15 protein-coding genes and 1 tRNA gene are annotated in these 17,329 nt (G+C 63.7%); 4 read left to right on the top strand and 12 right to left on the bottom strand.

What is annotated here, in order from left to right; genetic code table 11:
* Positions 1-122: 122 nt before the first annotated feature.
* The 10 genes from AC1D02_RS16485 to AC1D02_RS16440 form a co-directional block, all read right to left on the bottom strand.
* Positions 123-1,103: a relaxase/mobilization nuclease domain-containing protein gene (locus AC1D02_RS16485; RefSeq protein ID WP_477318762.1), complete on the bottom strand. Its 981-nt coding sequence runs from the start codon at positions 1,101-1,103 to the stop codon at positions 123-125.
* On the bottom strand, positions 1,103-1,633 hold the full coding sequence (locus AC1D02_RS16480; RefSeq protein ID WP_477318760.1) for a hypothetical protein: 531 nt from the start codon (positions 1,631-1,633) through the stop codon (positions 1,103-1,105). Before AC1D02_RS16480 ends, AC1D02_RS16485 begins: the two co-directional genes overlap by 1 nt.
* Positions 1,634-1,994: 361 nt before the next feature.
* Positions 1,995-3,215: a tyrosine-type recombinase/integrase gene (locus AC1D02_RS16475; protein WP_477318758.1), complete on the bottom strand. Its 1,221-nt coding sequence runs from the start codon at positions 3,213-3,215 to the stop codon at positions 1,995-1,997.
* Positions 3,216-3,357: 142 nt separating this feature from the next.
* Positions 3,358-3,448 (bottom strand) — tRNA-Ser (locus AC1D02_RS16470).
* A gap of 154 nt (positions 3,449-3,602) precedes the next feature.
* Positions 3,603-4,898 carry a serine--tRNA ligase gene (serS, locus tag AC1D02_RS16465; RefSeq protein ID WP_477318756.1) on the bottom strand — a complete coding sequence of 432 codons (1,296 nt, stop codon included), beginning with the start codon at positions 4,896-4,898 and terminating at the stop codon, positions 3,603-3,605.
* A gap of 107 nt (positions 4,899-5,005) precedes the next feature.
* Positions 5,006-5,209, bottom strand: a complete 204-nt coding sequence (locus AC1D02_RS16460) for a hypothetical protein (RefSeq protein ID WP_477318754.1) — start codon at positions 5,207-5,209, stop codon at positions 5,006-5,008.
* Between the two features lie 308 nt (positions 5,210-5,517).
* Positions 5,518-6,819 (bottom strand): replication-associated recombination protein A, encoded by a 1,302-nt coding sequence (locus AC1D02_RS16455; RefSeq protein WP_477318752.1) that lies wholly within the window; start codon positions 6,817-6,819, stop codon positions 5,518-5,520.
* A 213-nt stretch (positions 6,820-7,032) separates the two neighbouring features.
* The gene (locus tag AC1D02_RS16450; RefSeq protein WP_477318750.1) at positions 7,033-7,677 is read right to left on the bottom strand and encodes an energy transducer TonB; all 645 of its coding nucleotides are present in this window, start codon (positions 7,675-7,677) and stop codon (positions 7,033-7,035) included.
* A 71-nt stretch (positions 7,678-7,748) separates the two neighbouring features.
* Entirely contained in the window at positions 7,749-8,387 is a 639-nt protein-coding gene (gene lolA, locus AC1D02_RS16445; protein ID WP_477318748.1) for an outer membrane lipoprotein chaperone LolA, read from the bottom strand.
* Positions 8,388-8,455: 68 nt separating this feature from the next.
* Positions 8,456-10,810, bottom strand: a complete 2,355-nt coding sequence (locus AC1D02_RS16440) for a DNA translocase FtsK (RefSeq protein ID WP_477318746.1) — start codon at positions 10,808-10,810, stop codon at positions 8,456-8,458.
* A gap of 288 nt (positions 10,811-11,098) precedes the next feature.
* Here AC1D02_RS16440 and trxB point away from each other — a divergent pair, with 288 nt between their 5' ends.
* From trxB to AC1D02_RS16425, 3 genes are all read left to right on the top strand, one after another.
* Entirely contained in the window at positions 11,099-12,055 is a 957-nt protein-coding gene (gene trxB / locus AC1D02_RS16435) for a thioredoxin-disulfide reductase (RefSeq protein WP_477318744.1), read from the top strand.
* An 8-nt stretch (positions 12,056-12,063) separates the two neighbouring features.
* Positions 12,064-12,732: a Smr/MutS family protein gene (locus AC1D02_RS16430; RefSeq protein ID WP_477318742.1), complete on the top strand. Its 669-nt coding sequence runs from the start codon at positions 12,064-12,066 to the stop codon at positions 12,730-12,732.
* 273 nt (positions 12,733-13,005) lie between these two features.
* Entirely contained in the window at positions 13,006-13,611 is a 606-nt protein-coding gene (locus tag AC1D02_RS16425) for a trimeric intracellular cation channel family protein (RefSeq protein WP_477318740.1), read from the top strand.
* Positions 13,612-13,694: 83 nt separating this feature from the next.
* Here the strand turns inward: AC1D02_RS16425 and AC1D02_RS16420 are convergent, their stop codons facing one another.
* Together AC1D02_RS16420 and AC1D02_RS16415 are read right to left on the bottom strand one after the other, a co-directional pair.
* The gene (locus AC1D02_RS16420) at positions 13,695-14,033 is read right to left on the bottom strand and encodes a P-II family nitrogen regulator (RefSeq protein WP_305509803.1); all 339 of its coding nucleotides are present in this window, start codon (positions 14,031-14,033) and stop codon (positions 13,695-13,697) included.
* Between the two features lie 32 nt (positions 14,034-14,065).
* Entirely contained in the window at positions 14,066-16,123 is a 2,058-nt protein-coding gene (locus tag AC1D02_RS16415; RefSeq protein WP_477318737.1) for an NAD(+) synthase, read from the bottom strand.
* Positions 16,124-16,195: 72 nt separating this feature from the next.
* Here AC1D02_RS16415 and AC1D02_RS16410 point away from each other — a divergent pair, with 72 nt between their 5' ends.
* Positions 16,196-17,326 (top strand): GNAT family N-acetyltransferase, encoded by a 1,131-nt coding sequence (locus tag AC1D02_RS16410; RefSeq protein ID WP_477318735.1) that lies wholly within the window; start codon positions 16,196-16,198, stop codon positions 17,324-17,326.
* The last annotated feature ends 3 nt before the right edge of the window (positions 17,327-17,329 follow it).

Below are 17,329 nucleotides of genomic sequence, written 5' to 3'. Positions count from 1 at the left end.
CGATCGCCGAACTCACCTGTTCTCCCCCTGCAGTTAATGGGTTGGCGCGCGCGGCGAAATTTCGTCCGAATCTACGATAGTCTACTAACTCGTACCGTCGCCGTGCGATGCTGCGTGGCAGTCTATCGATCGCGCGAAACTTCCGGGTCGCGCACTTTGCGTCGCATGCGTGAAGCCACCTCCGAAGCGAAATCAAGCGCGAGTTGTCGGTCCACTTCTCGTTCGGAAGCCGCCAGCGCCTGGGCTAGTCCCCGATAACCGGCCACCATTTGGGCCTCTGCCTTGCGCGCCCTCTCGATGCGCTGCGGATCTGCCGCAGCAGTTCCGATCCGATCGAAGCGTTCGCCCCGGCGTCTCTTACGGCGGACGCTCTGCTTCTCACCCCGTTCGGGTTGCAGACGTTGTAGCCGCGGCGTTGCTTCGCATTCCACACCGTGCTCACGCAGGCGTTGCGCAAACACTTCCCGCCAGCGCTGCAGGTCAGCTTTGCGAGGATTCAGCCTCGCGCCGTCTAGCCCGGTTGCTTTCACGCAGAGATGCACATGCGGATTCGGCGAAGGGTCTGCGTCTGGATCCGTGTCGTAAGTATGCAGGGCCATCGCGTACTGATAGGTCTGAAACTCGGATCCTGCGAAATCGCGCGCGGCGCGCAGCACTGCGACGTCGCTGGTCCCTGCAGGCATTGACAGGATGATGTTGAAGGCCTGACGCGTTTTCGCGTTGTCGTCAATGGCAAAGCCGCCAAAGCGCCATTCGTCGCGCAAGGCAGCGAGGTCGTCTTTTCCACTGAACTTGTCGCCCTGTTGATCTTCCAGCGGAATCTGTCCATTGCGCGAAATGTAGTCGAGGTGCGCCTTGATATGGCGAATGCTCTTGCCTCCTCCTGATATCCGCACCATGACCTGGGCGCGACGCTTCACCAGCGAAAGCACCCTGCGGCGCACCTGAGAAGCATCCATGCGCACTGCGCCAGCACCGAGCGCCTGCGGCGTTAGCAAGCGCAGCCCGGTCATCCCTTTGCGGATCCGCTGCTTCACCGGTCCGCCATTGAAAACGCGGTTGCCCCACTCCTGCAATGCATCTTCCACCTGGTTCGAATTCATTAGTGACTCCAGCGGCTGGTGTTGGCTGTCATCACGCTGGCGACCTGGCCCGCGTGATGCATGACGGTGTTGCGCAACGCCTCGATCAGGTCCCTTCCGCCTGTGCCTATCGTTATGCCGCTGTTCGCGGCCCGCGCCAGTTGATTCAGGTTGCGTCCGATCGCCAGCATCTGCAGGTTCGAACGGGCCAGCACCTCGAGCTCGCGCTGTCCGAGCTGTGGAGTCTTGTCCAAGCGCGCGTTGATTAGCGCGACGATCCAGCGCGTCAGTGAGAAGCCCTCGTGTCTGGCAATCGCTTCTGCGCGGGTCAGCTCGGATCGCGTAAGGCGAATCTCGCGTCGTACTTTTTCCGCGGGTCGCGGCGCCTCTTGCGGTGGTGGTTCGGGAGCCGCGCCGGCGGTGAGCTTGGCGACGATCCGTCGGAACGCCTCGCTCGGGGTTGTCGAATGCGCCTTGCAGTAATCCAGCCAGGCCTGTTTGTATTCACCGAGGTCGATGTTGATGCGGTTGGGACGCTGTGCGGTGGTCATGGTCGTCTCGCGAGGTGGTCACGTCGGTCGATGAGTCCATGTTAGTCAAACGTGCGCGGAGCACTTTGACCGGCGTCAGCCTATCCTGCATTAGTACGACAGACCTTCGATTTCTTTAAAATTTGAAGTGCCTCCGGGACACCGGTGGCCAAAAGCGATGCGACCGGACGGCCCAAACCTTCGCTCCTCGCTTCCAGGCAAACGCGCCATGACGACATCTCGAAGTCCAGCAACTGCGCCGACTCAATTACGACAGGCGACGCCCTTTTCGCTCCGGCATCGTGTCCAGCACGTGGAATGCAATACTCAAGAAAGATCGACACCACCCGTGGGGAGGATCTAACCTTTGCAACGTAGTTCGTCACGTGCGACGGGCCGCCGGCGTCTCAACCTTTGACATGCAGTAATTTCCCCAAGCCCGCATTAGTTCGATGCGTTTTTCAAGCAAGTCGCCACGGCGGTATGCTGCTTCGACCTTATCCGGTAGGCTGTGCGCCAGGGCGTGCTCGCACACTTCGCGCGAATACGAGTTACCTGCGGCTTCGGCGCACCAGTCGCGGAAGGTCGAACGGAAGCCGTGCACAGTGATGTCGTCGCGCCCCATGCGCCGCAAAACGGCAGTCAAGCTCATATCGGAAAGTTGGGTCGCGCGCCTTTGGCCGGGGAAGACGAAGGACTCATCGCACGGCAAGGCGCGAAGTAGCTGGATCGCCGCATCAGATAATGGAACGCGATGTTCCTTCCCCGCTTTCATGCGCGCAGCAGGCACGGTCCATAGATTTGCGCTCAGATCGATTTCGGGCCAGGTGGCGCCACGCACCTCCCCAGACCTCGCCGCCGTTAGGATCACGAACCGCAATGCCTGCACGGCAACGCCTTCGCGCTCGACCAGTTCCGCCATGAAGTCGGGCAGCTCCAGCCACGGCAGCGCCGGTCGGTTCCGAACCGGCGCGATTTTGTGGGGGTTACCCAGAAGATTCTCAAGATGACCGCGCCATCGCGCAGGATTCTCCCCCTGCCGATACTTGCTGACGGTGGCCCAATCAAGAAGGCTTTCGATCCGGCCGCGCAAGCGCACCGCGGTCTCCGTCTTGACGCCCCAGATCGGCCGAAGCACATTCATGACAAGCTCTGTGTCCACATCGGCAACGGGCGCCGCCCCGAACACAGGCGACGCATAGGTCGCCAGCGTGGATTCCCACTGGGCTGCATGCTTCGAGCTTTTCCAAGTCCCGCGATGGGCATTGATGTACGCTGCGGCGCACTGGTCGAATGTCTTCGCGCGAGCACGCGACAGCGCCTCCGATGTGCGTGCAACGTTGCGGTCTACGATCGGATCGATGCCGGCATCGAGCAACCGCCGGCACGCCAATGCTTTTTCCCGCGCCATCGCCAGGCTGACCGTGTGAAGAGGCCCCAGCCCCATCTCGCGCCGCTTGCCATCCTTGCTGAAGCGAAAAATCCAGCTCTTCGAGCCCGACGGTGAGACCTGGAGCAACAGTCCGTTGCCATCCGCATAATACCCTTGTGAACTCAGCGACTTCACGAGGATGGCGGACAGTCTATCAATGTGGCGTGCCATGAAAATTTACCCCCCTTTCTACCCCGCCGGCGAAGCCGGATGTAGCTGAACAGTGTGGGACTTCGGCGCACGACCTTTCTTGATTTTCCCCTATGAAGAGGCGAAAAAAAAGCTCCCGGTGAGGGAGCTCTTTTCTTCTTGCTGGCGGAGAGGGTGGGATTCGAACCCACGGTAGGGGGAAACCCTACGCCTGATTTCGAGTCAGGTACATTCGACCACTCTGCCACCTCTCCGGTGTTTCATTTGAACTCTAGGCCAGGTAAGTAGCACTAGGGTGGTCTTCAAATTCTGTCGCTTGCTGCTGCGAGGACAGAATTATAGCAAAGCCTGACGGAAACGGAAGAGGCAAATTGCAAAATCTTTGAAAATTTTGCCGCCTCGCCCAAATCATGCCGCCGGAACCAGCTTCTCCAGCCCGCCCATGTACGGGCGCAGCGCTTCCGGAATCACCACGCTGCCATCGGCCTGCTGGTAGTTCTCCAGCACCGCCACCAGCGTGCGCCCCACCGCCAGGCCCGAGCCGTTGAGCGTGTGCAGCAGCTCCGGCTTGCCCTGCGCGTTGCGGAAGCGCGCCTGCATGCGCCGCGCCTGGAACGCTTCCATGTTCGACAGCGACGAAATCTCGCGGTAGGTGTTCTGCGCCGGCAGCCACACTTCCAGGTCGTAGGTCTTCGCCGCGCCAAAACCCATGTCGCCGGTGCACAGCGACATCACGCGGTACGGCAGGCCCAGGCCCTTGAGGATCGCTTCGGCGTGGCCGACCATCTCTTCGAGCACCTCGTACGATTTTTCCGGATGCGCGATCTGCACCAGTTCCACCTTGTCGAACTGGTGCTGGCGGATCATGCCGCGCGTGTCGCGGCCGTAGCTGCCGGCCTCGGAACGGAAGCACGGCGTGTGCGCGGTCATCTTGATCGGCAGGTCGTCCGCGGCGACGATTTCATCGCGCACGATGTTCGTCAGCGTCACTTCCGACGTCGGGATCAGGTAGAAGGTCTCGCCCTCGTCTTCCGCGCCGCCCTTCTTCACCGAGAACAGGTCGGCTTCGAATTTCGGTAGCTGGCCGGTGCCGCGCATCGAATCGGCGTTGACCATGTATGGCGTGTAGCATTCGGTGTAACCGTGCTCGCCGGTGTGGGTGTTGAGCATGTACTGCGCCAGCGCGCGGTGCAGGCGGGCGATGCCGCCCTTCATCACGGAGAAGCGCGAACCGGTCAGCTTGGTGGCGACTTCGAAATCGAGGCCGAGCGCGGCGCCGACGTCGACGTGGTCCTTCACTTCGAAATCGAATGCGGGCGGCGTACCGACCTTGCGCACTTCGACGTTGCCGCTTTCATCGACGCCGGCCGGCACCGAGGCGTGCGGCAGGTTCGGCACCGATTCCATGAACGCGGCCAGCTTGGCCTGCACGTCGGTGAGCGATGTTTCGTTGGCCTTGAGCTCGTCGCCCAGGCCGGCCACTTCGGCCATTACCGCGGTGGTGTCTTCGCCTTTGCCCTTGAGCATGCCGATCTGCTTCGACAGCGAGTTGCGCTTGCCTTGCAGTTCTTCGGTGCGCATCTGGATCGCCTTGCGTTCGGCTTCGAGGGCGTTGAATCCTGCCACGTCGAGCACAAACTTGCGGCTTGCCAGGCGGGTGGCGACATTTTCAATGTCTTTGCGGAGAAGTTGAATGTCTATCATTGGTATTGTTGGCGGTAAGTGGAGACCGCAATTGTACCAAGATGACAGCTATCCCCTGCGAGTTTCGGCGGGGAGCTCCCGGCGCCGCGCTCGCCAGCGCTGCCCGCTTAGATCAGCGCGGCCTTTTGTGCGGCGGTCAGGCGCTGGCCTTTGATCACGACCACTTGCATCGGCGCCTGCACGGCGGCAGTCGCGGCGACGGTCGGCGCCGCGTGGTAGGCCACCGAATTGTTGGCGGTGGCGTAGGAAGCGAAGGTTGCCAGGACGGCTGCGGCGATGAACACGGCTTCGAGGTTTTTACGGACTTTCATGACGTTCTCCAGGTGGGTGAAGCGAGTTGGTATGGTGGTACTTTAGCGATTCAACTCGGGCTTCTCCACCGGCTTGCGATGAAGCGCCGAAAACGCGGGACAGGCCGCAGGAAAGGCGGAATGAAAGCGATGGCGGGGTGTTTTTTGACGCAGCCTACGCAACGGAGCCCGTGGTTGCAGGCCCGGCGCTCAGGAACTGCAAGCTGCAGTGATAAAAATGGGGTCAGGTCCGCAGGACCAGACCCCGGATAAGCATGCGGCGCTGGCAGCACCGGGGACTGGTCCCGCGGACCTGTCCCCATCTTCCATCACCCGCGCGCGTCGTCATCCAGGCTGCGCAGCCACGCCAGCTTCTCGGCGATCTTCGCTTCGATCCCGCGCGGCACCGGCTCGTACCAGCCCGGCTCGGCCATTCCTTCCGGCAGATACGACTCTCCCGCCGCATACGCGTGCGGCTCGTCGTGCGCGTAGCGGTACTCGTGACCGTAACCCAGCTCTTTCATCAGCTTGGTCGGCGCATTCCGCAAGTGCACCGGTACTTCGCGCGACTTATCCTTTTTGACGAAGGCCACCGCGCGGTTGTACGCGTTGTAGCCGGCATTGCTCTTGGCCGCCATCGCCAGGTAGATCACGCACTGTCCCAGCGCCAGCTCGCCCTCGGGCGAACCAAGCCGCTCGTAGGTCGCGGCAGCATCGTTGGCCAGCTGGATCGCGCGCGGGTCCGCGATGCCGATGTCTTCCCACGCCATCCGCACGATCCGCCGCAGCAGGTACTGCGGATCGGCGCCGCCATCGAGCATGCGGCACAGCCAGTACAGCGCGGCGTCCGGATGCGAGCCGCGCACCGACTTGTGCAGCGCCGAGATCTGGTCGTAGAAGTTGTCGCCGCCCTTGTCGAAGCGGCGCGAGTTCAGCGTCAGCGCGTTGTCGACGAATTCGCCGGTGATCGTGGTCAGGCCCGACGTCTCGGCCGAGGTCTTCGTCTGCTCGAGCAGGTTGAGGAAGCGGCGCGCGTCGCCGTCCGCATACCCGATCAGCGTGGCGATGGCGACGTCGTCGAACTTCAGGTGCTTGAGCACCCGTTCCTGCGCGCGCGCGAGCAGCTGCAGCAGTTCGGCGTCGGACAATGCCTTGAGCACGTACACCTGCGAGCGCGACAGCAGCGCCGAGTTGACTTCGAACGAAGGGTTTTCGGTGGTGGCGCCGATTAGCGTGACCAGGCCCGATTCGACGAACGGCAGCAAGGCGTCCTGCTGCGACTTGTTGAAGCGGTGGATCTCGTCGATGAACAAGATGGTGTGCTTGCCGCCGGCCAGGTGGTGCTCGGCCTGCTCGATCGCGGCGCGGATGTCCTTCACGCCCGACAGCACGGCCGACAGCGCGATGAATTCGCACTCGAAGGCGTGGGCGGTCAGGCGCGCCAGAGTGGTCTTGCCGACGCCGGGCGGGCCCCACAGGATCATCGAGTGCGGCTTGCCGGACTTGAACACCAGGTTCAGCGGCTTTCCGGGACCCAGCAGGTGGCTCTGGCCGATGACTTCGTCGATGGTGCGCGGGCGCAGGGCTTCCGCCAACGGCGCGGCGGGCTCGTTCTTGAACAGGTCATCCATGGATGATGGCGCTCTGGTGTGTTGGGTGCATGATATGAAGCCGTTGTGCGATAGCCGCAAGTTTAGCGGATTGCCGCCACGGGCGTTCATTGTAAGACCGGCAAACGGGCGGATGGGTTCCCGGATGCCGCCGCCCGCACGTCGTCCCAGCGCAGGCTGGGACCCATGCTGAGTATGCTTTCATGGTCTCGCGGGGTCAGACCCCAAGCCGCTTCAGGGCGCCTGCTTCAGCTGAATGAACCCATCGCTGCTGCCGATGGTTGCCGCGCCGTTGACCTTCGCCGGCTCGAAGCGGCAGGTCTGGATATAAGCGATGGCGTCCGCCGCCAATGCTTTGTCGTGCTCGTAGGAAGCGGCAGCATATGGCGCTCCCGCCGCGTTGACCATGAAGCGAATCGACGCGCCGCTGGATACGGTTGCCAGGTCATACGTCGAGGCGATGTAGCTTGTGAACCGCTCCGAGGGCGCGCAGCTGCCCGCAATCAGAACCGGTTTGGACGAACTGGTCACCCGCGTTGGGCGCCCGAACTTGTATTCGGTCGTGCCCGGCGGCGGCAACTCGGCGCCGGCCGCGAGGACCGGCGGCTTGCAGCGCGACAACGCGATGATCGCGGCCTTGTCGAGCTCCTTGAATCCGCTGCTCTTCAGGATGCGGATATCCGTAACGCGGCCCTGCGCGTTATCCTGATATTGCAATGTGACGTCGCCGGACATCCCCTCGCGCATGGCGGCTATCGGCAGCACCGGGGGAGGGCAATCGCGAGGACCAGACGCTGAGGCAAGATAGGTTTCGGCGGCATGCAAGGCACCCGCCATCGGCAACAGGCTCAAACTGAGAAGCAGGGTTTTCGCGCGCATAACGTCCTGTTTGAGGATGAAACACTGTCGGCAAAGCAGAGTCCCGTGGGGTCAGACCCTTCCTGTCACCGTTAATGGTCGGAATTGAAGACGTCGGCGCCCTTCGGCATCACAAACTTGAACGTCGTCGCCGTCAGCGACGGATTCTTTTCGAACTTCTTGAACGTCAGCACCGAGGTCTGTCCGAATGCGTCGTGCAGCTCCATCGCCTCCGGCGTGCCGTTGCGCAAACCGATGCTGATCTGCTCGAAGGTCGAGTCCTTGGCCTTCGGCTTGGCGTCGAGCCATTCGAGTCCGCCGCGGGCGCCCGCTTCGCTCAGCGTGAAATTCTTTTCCAGGTCGTTGCTGCCGAACAGGATTGCGGCCGGCGACGAGCCCAGCGCGCTACCCAGCTTCTTGACCGTCACCTGGTTCAGGTCCTTGTCGTAGATGTAGAGCGACTCGCCATCGGCTTGCAGCAGCTGCTCATACGGCTTCACGTACGTCCAGATGAACTTGCCCGGACGGGCGAACAGGAAGGTGCCGGTCGATGGCGGGGCCACTTTGCCCGCTTCCGATTTCTTGATCTGCTGCTGGGTGAACTCGCCGCGCGCGGCCTTGGTGCCGGCGACGAAGCTCTTGAATTGTTCCAGCGCGCTGGCCTGCGCCGCGCCGCTCAGGGCGCAGGCGGCTGCGAACAGCAGCGGGACGATATTTTTCTTGTTGAACATCTTGTTCCTTAAAGTGTTGATGACGCCTTCAACGACGGGGTCAGGTCCGGCGGACCCGACCCCGTGGTTCATTCGGCGCTGGCGGCAGGCACCAGGATGTCCCGGTTGCCGTTCGACTGCATCGCCGACACCACGCCGCTGTTTTCCATTTGCTCGAGCAGGCGCGCGGCGCGGTTGTAGCCGATCCGCAGATGCCGCTGCACCAGCGAGATCGACGCGCGGCGGTTCTTGAGCACCACCTGCACCGCCTGGTCGTACAGCGCATCGGCCTCGCCGCCGCCCTCGCCCGCCGGCGCGCCGTCGGCCCCGCCCTCGCCCTCCAGCGTGCCGCCTTCGAGAATGCCTTCAATGTAATTCGGTTCGCCGAGCGATTGTAAATGTTTTACAACTCGATGCACTTCTTCGTCCGAGACGAACGCGCCGTGCACCCGCACCGGCAGTCCGGTCCCCGGCGGCATGTACAGCATGTCGCCCATGCCGAGCAGCGCTTCCGCCCCCATCTGGTCGAGAATCGTGCGCGAGTCGATCTTGGACGACACCTGGAACGCGATCCGGGTCGGGATATTCGCCTTGATCAGGCCCGTGATCACGTCCACCGACGGGCGCTGCGTCGCCAGGATCAGGTGCAGGCCGGCCGCGCGCGCCTTCTGGGCGATACGCGCGATCAGCTCCTCGACCTTTTTACCGACCACCATCATCAGGTCGGCCAGCTCGTCGATGATGATCACGATGGTCGGCAGCTTCTCCAGCGGCTCGGGCGCATCGGGCGTCAGCGAGAACGGGTTCGGGATGTGCTCCTCGCGCTTGGCCGCCTCGGCGATCTTGGTGTTGTAGCCGGCCAGGTTACGCACGCCCAGCTTGGACATCAGCTTGTAGCGGCGCTCCATTTCGTTGACGGCCCAGTTCAGCGCGTGGCCGGCCTGGCGCATGTCGGTCACCACCGGCGCCAGCAGGTGCGGGATGCCTTCGTACACCGACATCTCCAGCATCTTCGGGTCGATCAGGATCAGGCGCACGTCGGCCGGGTCGCTCTTGTATAGCAGCGACAGGATGGTCGCGTTGATGCCGACCGATTTACCCGAGCCGGTGGTGCCGGCCACCAGCAGGTGCGGCATCTTGGCCAGGTCGGCGATCACCGGCTTGCCGGCGATGTCCTTGCCGAGCGCGATGGTCAGGCTCGAGGCGCTGTCGTTGTACAGCTTCGAGCCGACGATTTCGGTCAGGCGCACGATCTGGCGCTTCGAATTGGGCAGCTCCAGCGCCATGTAGTTCTTGCCCGGGATGGTCTCGACCACCCGCAGCGACGTCAGCGACAGCGAGCGCGCCAGGTCGCGCGCCAGGCCGACGATCTGGCTGCCCTTCACGCCGGTCGCCGGCTCGATCTCGTAGCGCGTGACCACAGGTCCCGGGAAGGCAGCCACCACCTTGGCGTCGACGCCGAAGTCCGACAGCTTCTTCTCGATCAGGCGGCTGGTGAACTCCAGCGTCTCGACCGACACGGTCTCCTGGTATTCGGCCGCTTCGTCCAGCAGCGACAGCGGCGGCAGCGGCGAGTCGCCCGGCAGGTCGCGGAACAGCGGCGCCTGTTTTTCCTTTTCGACGCGCTCTGACTTGACGATCTGCGGCGCGATCTGCGGCTCGATCTTCACCGGCGGCGAGTCGATGTGCTTCTCGACGTGCCTGGCGCGCTCCTGCACCAGCACCTCGTCGCGCTTGACCGCGGCCACCTCGCCCTGCTTGCGGTCTTCGCGGTCCTGGTAGCGCAGGCGGAACCAGTCGAGCGTCACCTCGATCGCGGCGCCGATGCGCTCGGCGACCGACAGCCAGGAGATGTGGAAGAACAGGCTCACGCCGACGCCGAACAGCAGCAGCAGCAGCAGCGTCGCGCCGGTGAAGCCGAAAGCGACGTTGGACGAATGGCCGATCAGCTGGCCCAGGACGCCGCCGGGCGCGCGCGGCAGCTGGGCGCGCAGCGTGTACATGCGCAGGTATTCGAGGCCGACGCTGCCGGCGAACAGCAGCACGAAGCCGATCCAGCGGATCAGCGCCTCGTGCTGGTGTTCGGGTTCGTCCTGCTTGTCCTCGATCTTCTGGGTCAGGTTGCGGTAGTCCTTCCACAGCAGGCGCGCGAAGCAGACGCACCACCACCAGGCGGAAAAGCCGAAGATGAACAGCATCAGGTCGGCCAGCCAGGCGCCGGCGCGGCCGCCCAGGTTGGCCGCCTTGGCGACGACGACGTCGTGCGACCAGCCCGGATCGCCCTTGTTATATGTCAGCAGGATGATGACGAAGTACAGGAACAGCACCGCCAGCGCGATCCAGCGCGCCTCGGACAGCAGGCGCACCAGACGGTTCGGCAGCGGCTGCCGGATGGTCTCTTTGCGGGTGTAGCTGGAATTTGTGGATTGGCTTGTCTTTGTCATACTTGATACTGAGTTTTGCGTGCCGGAAATGCGATGCGCCCATTCTAAGCCATATATTGTTCGGCGGGCCGATCATTCATGCTGGTTGTGGGGCCAGCGGCGTCGACCAAGGTCTGGGGTCAGGTCCACCGGACCTGACGCCGGTTTTGTCGGCGCCGCACAAAACCGGTTCGTCTCCCTCCCTCATGCCCTCCCGCATCATCGTCTATAATCGCGGAATTGCCTGTCGGCCTTGACTCTTCCGCCGCCGGCCCCAGTTATCCTCCCTACCCACGACAAGAAGCTCTCATGACCACTACCAAACACGCCAAAGTCCTGATTCTCGGCTCCGGGCCGGCAGGCTACAGCGCCGCCGTGTACGCCGCGCGCGCCAACCTGAACCCGATGCTGGTGACCGGCGTCGAGCAAGGCGGCCAGCTGATGACCACCACCGACGTCGAAAACTGGCCGGGCGACCCGATGGGCGTGCAAGGACCGGACCTGATGCAGCGCCTGCTGCAGCATGCCGAGCGCTTCAAGACCGAGGTGATCTTCGACCACATCCACACCGCCTTCCTGAACGAGACGCCGATCCGCCTGTTGGGCGACAGCCACGAATTCACCTGCGACTCGCTGATCATCTCGACCGGCGCCTCGGCCCAGTACCTCGGCCTCGAGTCCGAGCAGGCCTTCATGGGCCGTGGCGTGTCGGCCTGCGCCACCTGCGACGGCTTCTTCTACCGCGGCCAGGAAGTGGCCGTGGTCGGCGGCGGCAATACCGCGGTCGAAGAAGCGCTGTACCTGTCGAACATCGCCACCAAGGTCACCATCATCCACCGCCGCAACAAGTTCCGCGCCGAGCCGATCCTGGTCGACCGCCTGAACGCCAAAGCGGCCGAGGGCAAGATCGTTATCAAGTACAACCACACGCTCGATGAAGTGACGGGCGACGACAGCGGCGTCACCGGCATCAACATCAAGTCGACCGAGACCGGCGCGATCACAAAAATGGCGGTGCACGGCCTGTTCGTGGCAATCGGCCACAAGCCCAACACCAGCATCTTCGAAGGCCAGCTCGATATGCACAACGGCTACATCAAGACCAGGACCGGCCTCGAAGGCATGGCGACGGCCACCAACATCCCGGGCGTATTTGCGGCTGGCGACGTGCAGGACCACATCTACCGCCAGGCCATCACCAGCGCCGGCACGGGCTGCATGGCCGCGCTGGACGCCCAGCGCTACCTGGAATCGCTGGAAGACTGAGCGTCGCCATGGGCCTGAAAGACTTCGCCGACCTGAAATCCTTGCGCGACACGCTCAAGGAGCAGGAGCAAGCGCGTGCGGTCGAGAAGGCCGAGCGCGAGAAGCGCGAGCAGAAGGCGCGCGAAGAAGCCAACCTGTTCCAGGGCGCGACCAAGGGCATCAAGAAAATCCCCGAGTCGGACCGCTACGTGGCGCCGATGGCCGCGATTCCCGTGCGTGGCGCGACGCCGTCGAAGCCGCGCACGCCGCAGGAAGACGATGCGGCGGTGCTGCGCGAGTCGCTGTCGGACCAGTTCGACGTCGACGGCATGCTGGAAGAAGATCCGACCGTCGCCTACGCGCGGCCGGGCGTAGGCCCGGACGTGGTGCGCAAGCTGCGCAAGCGGCACTGGCCGGTGCAGGACGAACTCGATCTGCACGGGCTGACGCGCGATGCGGCGCGTGACGCGGTTGGCGACTTCCTGCGGCGCGCGGCGCGGCGCGGCGTGCGCTGCGTGCGCATCATCCACGGCAAAGGCTACGGGTCGGCCGGCGGCGAGCCGGTGCTGCGCTCGATGGTGCACAGCTGGCTGGTGCAAATGGAAAAGGACGAAGTGGTCGCGTTCTGCGTCGCCGGCAAAAAGGACGGCGGCCATGGCGCCCTCATCGTCCTCCTGAAAGCCGCGCTGCTCGAGTAGCAAGGGTCTGACCCGCTTTAAATTCCGTTAAATTCCATTAATGCAAATATTATTTGCAAAACCCCGGGGTCTGACCCGCTTTAAATTCCGTAGCGCTGACATTAATGCAAATATTATTTGCAAAATTGGCGATGTTCGGCAATTTCCCTCTTCGATCCGCATCTCGGTGCGCATTTTCTTTTGCGTCTTCGTCCACGCGGAGGTTTCACCCGGTTTTCGGTTTCCCCCGCGGCATGTTAGGCTGTCAAGATTCTCTTCAGCACAACGCACCGCATGACGCTTATTAAGTTCATTGAAATCATGGCGATCCTGGTCGGGGCCTTCTCCGGCTTCATCGAGGCCCGCCGCAAACGCATGGACCTGGTCGGCGTATTCACCGTCGCCTTCATCACCGCATTCGGCGGCGGCACCCTGCGCGACATCCTGCTCGACCGCCGCCCGCTGTTCTGGGTCACCCACCAGGAATACGCGATCCTGATCTTCGTGCTGGCCCTGATCGCCTCGCCGCTGATCCGCACACTGCGCCAGATGGTCTCGGAGCGCCTGATCGTCATCGCCGACGCCATCGGCCTTGGCCTGTTCTCGATTGCCGGCGTGGCCTCCGCAATCGACGCGGGAATGCCGCTGTTCATCGCATCGATGATGGGCGTGATTACGGGGATTTTCGGCGGGGTGTTGCGCGACATCGTCTGCAACGAGGTGCCGATGGTGTTTCGGGACGGCAAACCCTATGCGATTTGCGCCTTCTTCGGCAGCTGGATGTTCCTGATCATGCGCCGTCTCGAGATGCCCCACGACTTCGCGCTGTGGTCGAGCGCAACGGTGATCACCGTGATGCGCCTGCTCAGCTGGAAATTCGATATGCGGCTGGGCCGCTGACAACACTTCGTTCCGCGGCGCCGACAAACCCGGGGTCAGGTCCGGCGGACCTGACCCCAGCCCTTGGTCGGCGCCCTTAATCCTTAGACCGCTTCCGCGCCCGTCTCGCCGGTGCGAATCCGAATCACCTGCTCCACATGCTGAACGAAGATCTTGCCGTCGCCGATCTTGCCGGTGCGCGCAGCCTTTATGATCGCGTCGACCACTTGGTCCGTCATTGCATCGTCCACCACCACTTCGACCTTCACCTTCGGCAGGAAATCGACGACGTACTCGGCGCCGCGATACAGCTCGGTGTGGCCCTTCTGGCGCCCGAAGCCCTTCACTTCCGTCACGGTCAGGCCGGTCACGTTGACGTCGGCCAGCGCCTCGCGCACTTCGTCCAGCTTGAATGGCTTGATCACACAGGTAATCTGTTTCATGTCTCTTCCTCAGTTGGCCGGTTGCTAAAAGATCATTCTAACCCATCGGGGATCGCGTCGAGCCCGGCCATCCACACCACCGCCTCGCCATCGCTCGGCGCCCGCCAGTCGCCCCGCGGCGACAACGATCCGCCGGTCCCCACCTTCGGCGAATTCGGCACGCACGAGCGCTTGAACTGGCTGGTCTTGAAGAACCGGTACAGGAAGATGCCCAGATTGCGCTTGATGTCCGCCAGCGCGTACTGGTTGCGCTGCACGTGCGCGCCATGCGGCCAGGCGCCTCGCTCGCGATCGCCCCATGCCGCCAGCGCCAGGAACGCCACCTTCGCCGGCGTGAAGCCGTAGCGCAGCGTGTAGTACAAATTAAAGTCCTGCAGCTCGTACGGCCCGATCACGTCCTGCGTCTTCTGCGCCGGTTCCCCGCCCTCCTTGCCCGGCACCAGTTCGGGACTGATCTCGGTGTCGAGGATGTTGACCAGCACCCGCGATCCGCGCGCGCCCACCACGCCGGTCTCCGCGACCCAGCGCACCAGGTGCGAGATCAGCGTCTTCGGCACGCTGGCGTTGACGTTGTAGTGCGACATATGGTCGCCCACGCCGTAAGTGCACCAGCCCAGCGCCAGCTCGCTCAGGTCGCCCGTGCCGATGACGATCGCGCCCTGAAGGTTCGCCAGCCGGAACAGATGGTTGGTGCGCTCGCCCGCCTGCACGTTCTCGAACGTGACGTCGTAGACTTCGGCGCCGCCTGCATACGGATGACCGATATCGTTCAGCATCTGGATGCAGCTCGGGCGGATGTCGATCTCGGACGCGCTGCAGCCGATCACCTCCATCAGCTGGCGCGCCTGCGCGATGGTCCGCTCGCTGGTCGCAAAGCCCGGCATCGTGTACGCAAGGATGTTCGTGCGCGGCAGCTTGAGGCGGTCCATCGCCTGCGCGCACACCAGCAGCGCGTGCGTCGAATCGAGCCCGCCCGACACGCCGATGACGACCTTCTTCATGCCGCTCGAACTAAGGCGCTGCACCAGCGCCTGCACCTGGATGTTATAGACCTCGGTGCAGCGCTCGTCGCGCCGCGCCGGATCCGACGGCACGTACGGAAAGCGTTCGAGCTTGCGCTCCAGCGCCAGCGGACGGTCCATCGCCACCGCCAGCTCGATCTTCACCACCTCGAACTCTGACACCACGTCCGCGTGGCGCCGCACCGACTGCCCGAATGTGGTCTGGCGCATGCGCTCGCGCGACAGGCGCTCGAGGTCGATGTCCGCCGTCAGCAGGTGCGAGTCGTCGAGGAAGCGCTCCGACTGCGCCAGCAGCTCGCCGTTCTCGCAGATCAGCGCCTGGCCGTCCCACGCCATGTCGGTGGTCGACTCGCCCGCGCCCGCCGAAGTATACAAGTAGGCCGACACGCAGCGCGCCGACTGCTGCGCCACCAGCTGGTGCCGGTAGCCGGCCTTGCCGACCAGCGCGTTCGACGCCGACAGGTTGACCAGCACCGTGGCGCCGGCCAGCGCGGCAAACGACGACGGCGGAATCGGCACCCACACGTCCTCGCAGATCTCGACATGAAAGCGGAACAGCGGCAGCGCATCCAACTCGAACAGCAGCGAGGCGCCGAAGCGCGCGCGCTGGCCGCACAGCGCCACTTCATCGGCCAGGCCGCAATCGGCCGCGCTGAACTGGCGCGCCTCGTAGAACTCGCCATAGTTCGGCAGATAACTCTTCGGCACGACGCCGTGAATCCGTCCGCCCGCCACCACCACCGCGCAGTTGAACAGCAGGTGCTCGACCCGCACCGGCATCCCGACGATCATCACGATGCCAAGCTGCTTCGACTCGTCCACGACCGCCTGCAGCGCCGCCTCGCACGCGTCGAGCAGCGCGCGCTGGTGGAACAGGTCGTCGCAGGTGTAGGCCGACAGTCCCAGCTCGGGGAACGCGACCAGCACCGCGCCGGTTTGCCGCGCCTCGCGCGCCATGGCGATCGTCTGCGCGGCGTTGAAGGCCGGGTCGGCGACGCGGCAGCGCGGCGTTGCCACGGCGACGCGCGCGAAATCGTGCGAGTACAGATTGGAGAACAGCTTTTTCATCGGTGATCGTTCGATTGCGCCGTTGTGCGTAAAATGCTTCGCGAGGCAGCAGATCTTCGGAGAATTTGGACAATGAATTATCGCACGCATATCGTTTCTTCTCTGTCCGAGATCGGCCAGGCCGCATGGGACGGATTGGCCATGGCCCAGGAGCGCAGCAATCCCTTCCTGTCCTACGCCTTCCTGCACGCGCTGCACGAGTCGGGCAGCGCCAGCGCGGACTCCGGCTGGCAGCCGCAGTTCATCACCCTGTTTGATGGCGACGTGCTGGCCGCGGCCATGCCGCTGTACGTCAAGATGCACTCCTACGGCGAGTACGTGTTCGACTGGGCCTGGGCCGACGCCTACCATCGCAATGGCCTCGAGTACTACCCCAAGCTGTTGTCCGCGATTCCCTTCACGCCGGTGACCGGCCCGCGCCTGATGGCGACCGACCCGCGCGCGCGCCGCGCCTTGGTCGATGTTCTGGTGGCGACCCGGAAGGCGTCCGAGGTCTCCTCGACCCACATCCTGTATCCGCCCGAAGACCAGGCGCGGATGCTGGCCGATGCCGGCTTCATGCTGCGCAGCGGCGTGCAGTTCCACTGGCTGAACGCCGGCTACAAGGACTTCGACGAGTTCCTCGCCACGCTGGAACAGAAGAAGCGCAAGAACATCCGCGCCGAGCGGCGCAAGGTGCGCGAGGCCGGCGTCACGCTGCGCCGGGTGCGCGGGGCCGACGCGACCGATGCCGACTGGCGCCTGTTCAACCGCTGCTACAAGCACACCTACGCGGCGCACCACTCGACGCCCTACCTGAACCTGGACTTCTTCCAGCGCATCGGCCGCACCATGCCGCAGAATATCCTGCTGGTGATCGCCGAGCGCGATGGCCAGCCGATCGCGTCGTCGCTGGTGATCCACTCCGAGGACACGCTGTTCGGCCGCTACTGGGGCGAACTCGAATACGTCCCCTGCCTGCACTTCGAGACCGCCTACTACCAGCCGCTGGAGTTCTGCATCGAGCAAGGGATCGGTGCGTTCGAAGGCGGCGCCCAGGGCGAGCACAAGATGGCGCGCGGCTTCCTGCCGACGCGGACCTGGTCGGCGCACTGGCTGGCGCATCCCGCGTTCGCCGACGCCATCGAACGCTTCCTCGAGCGCGAGGCCGGCGGCATCGACGACTACATCTCCGAGCTGAACGACCGCAATCCCTTCCGCTAACCG

It is taken from the genome of Massilia sp. P1_C10 (assembly GCF_056406475.1).
This window is presented reverse-complemented; position numbering and strand designations above follow the sequence as displayed.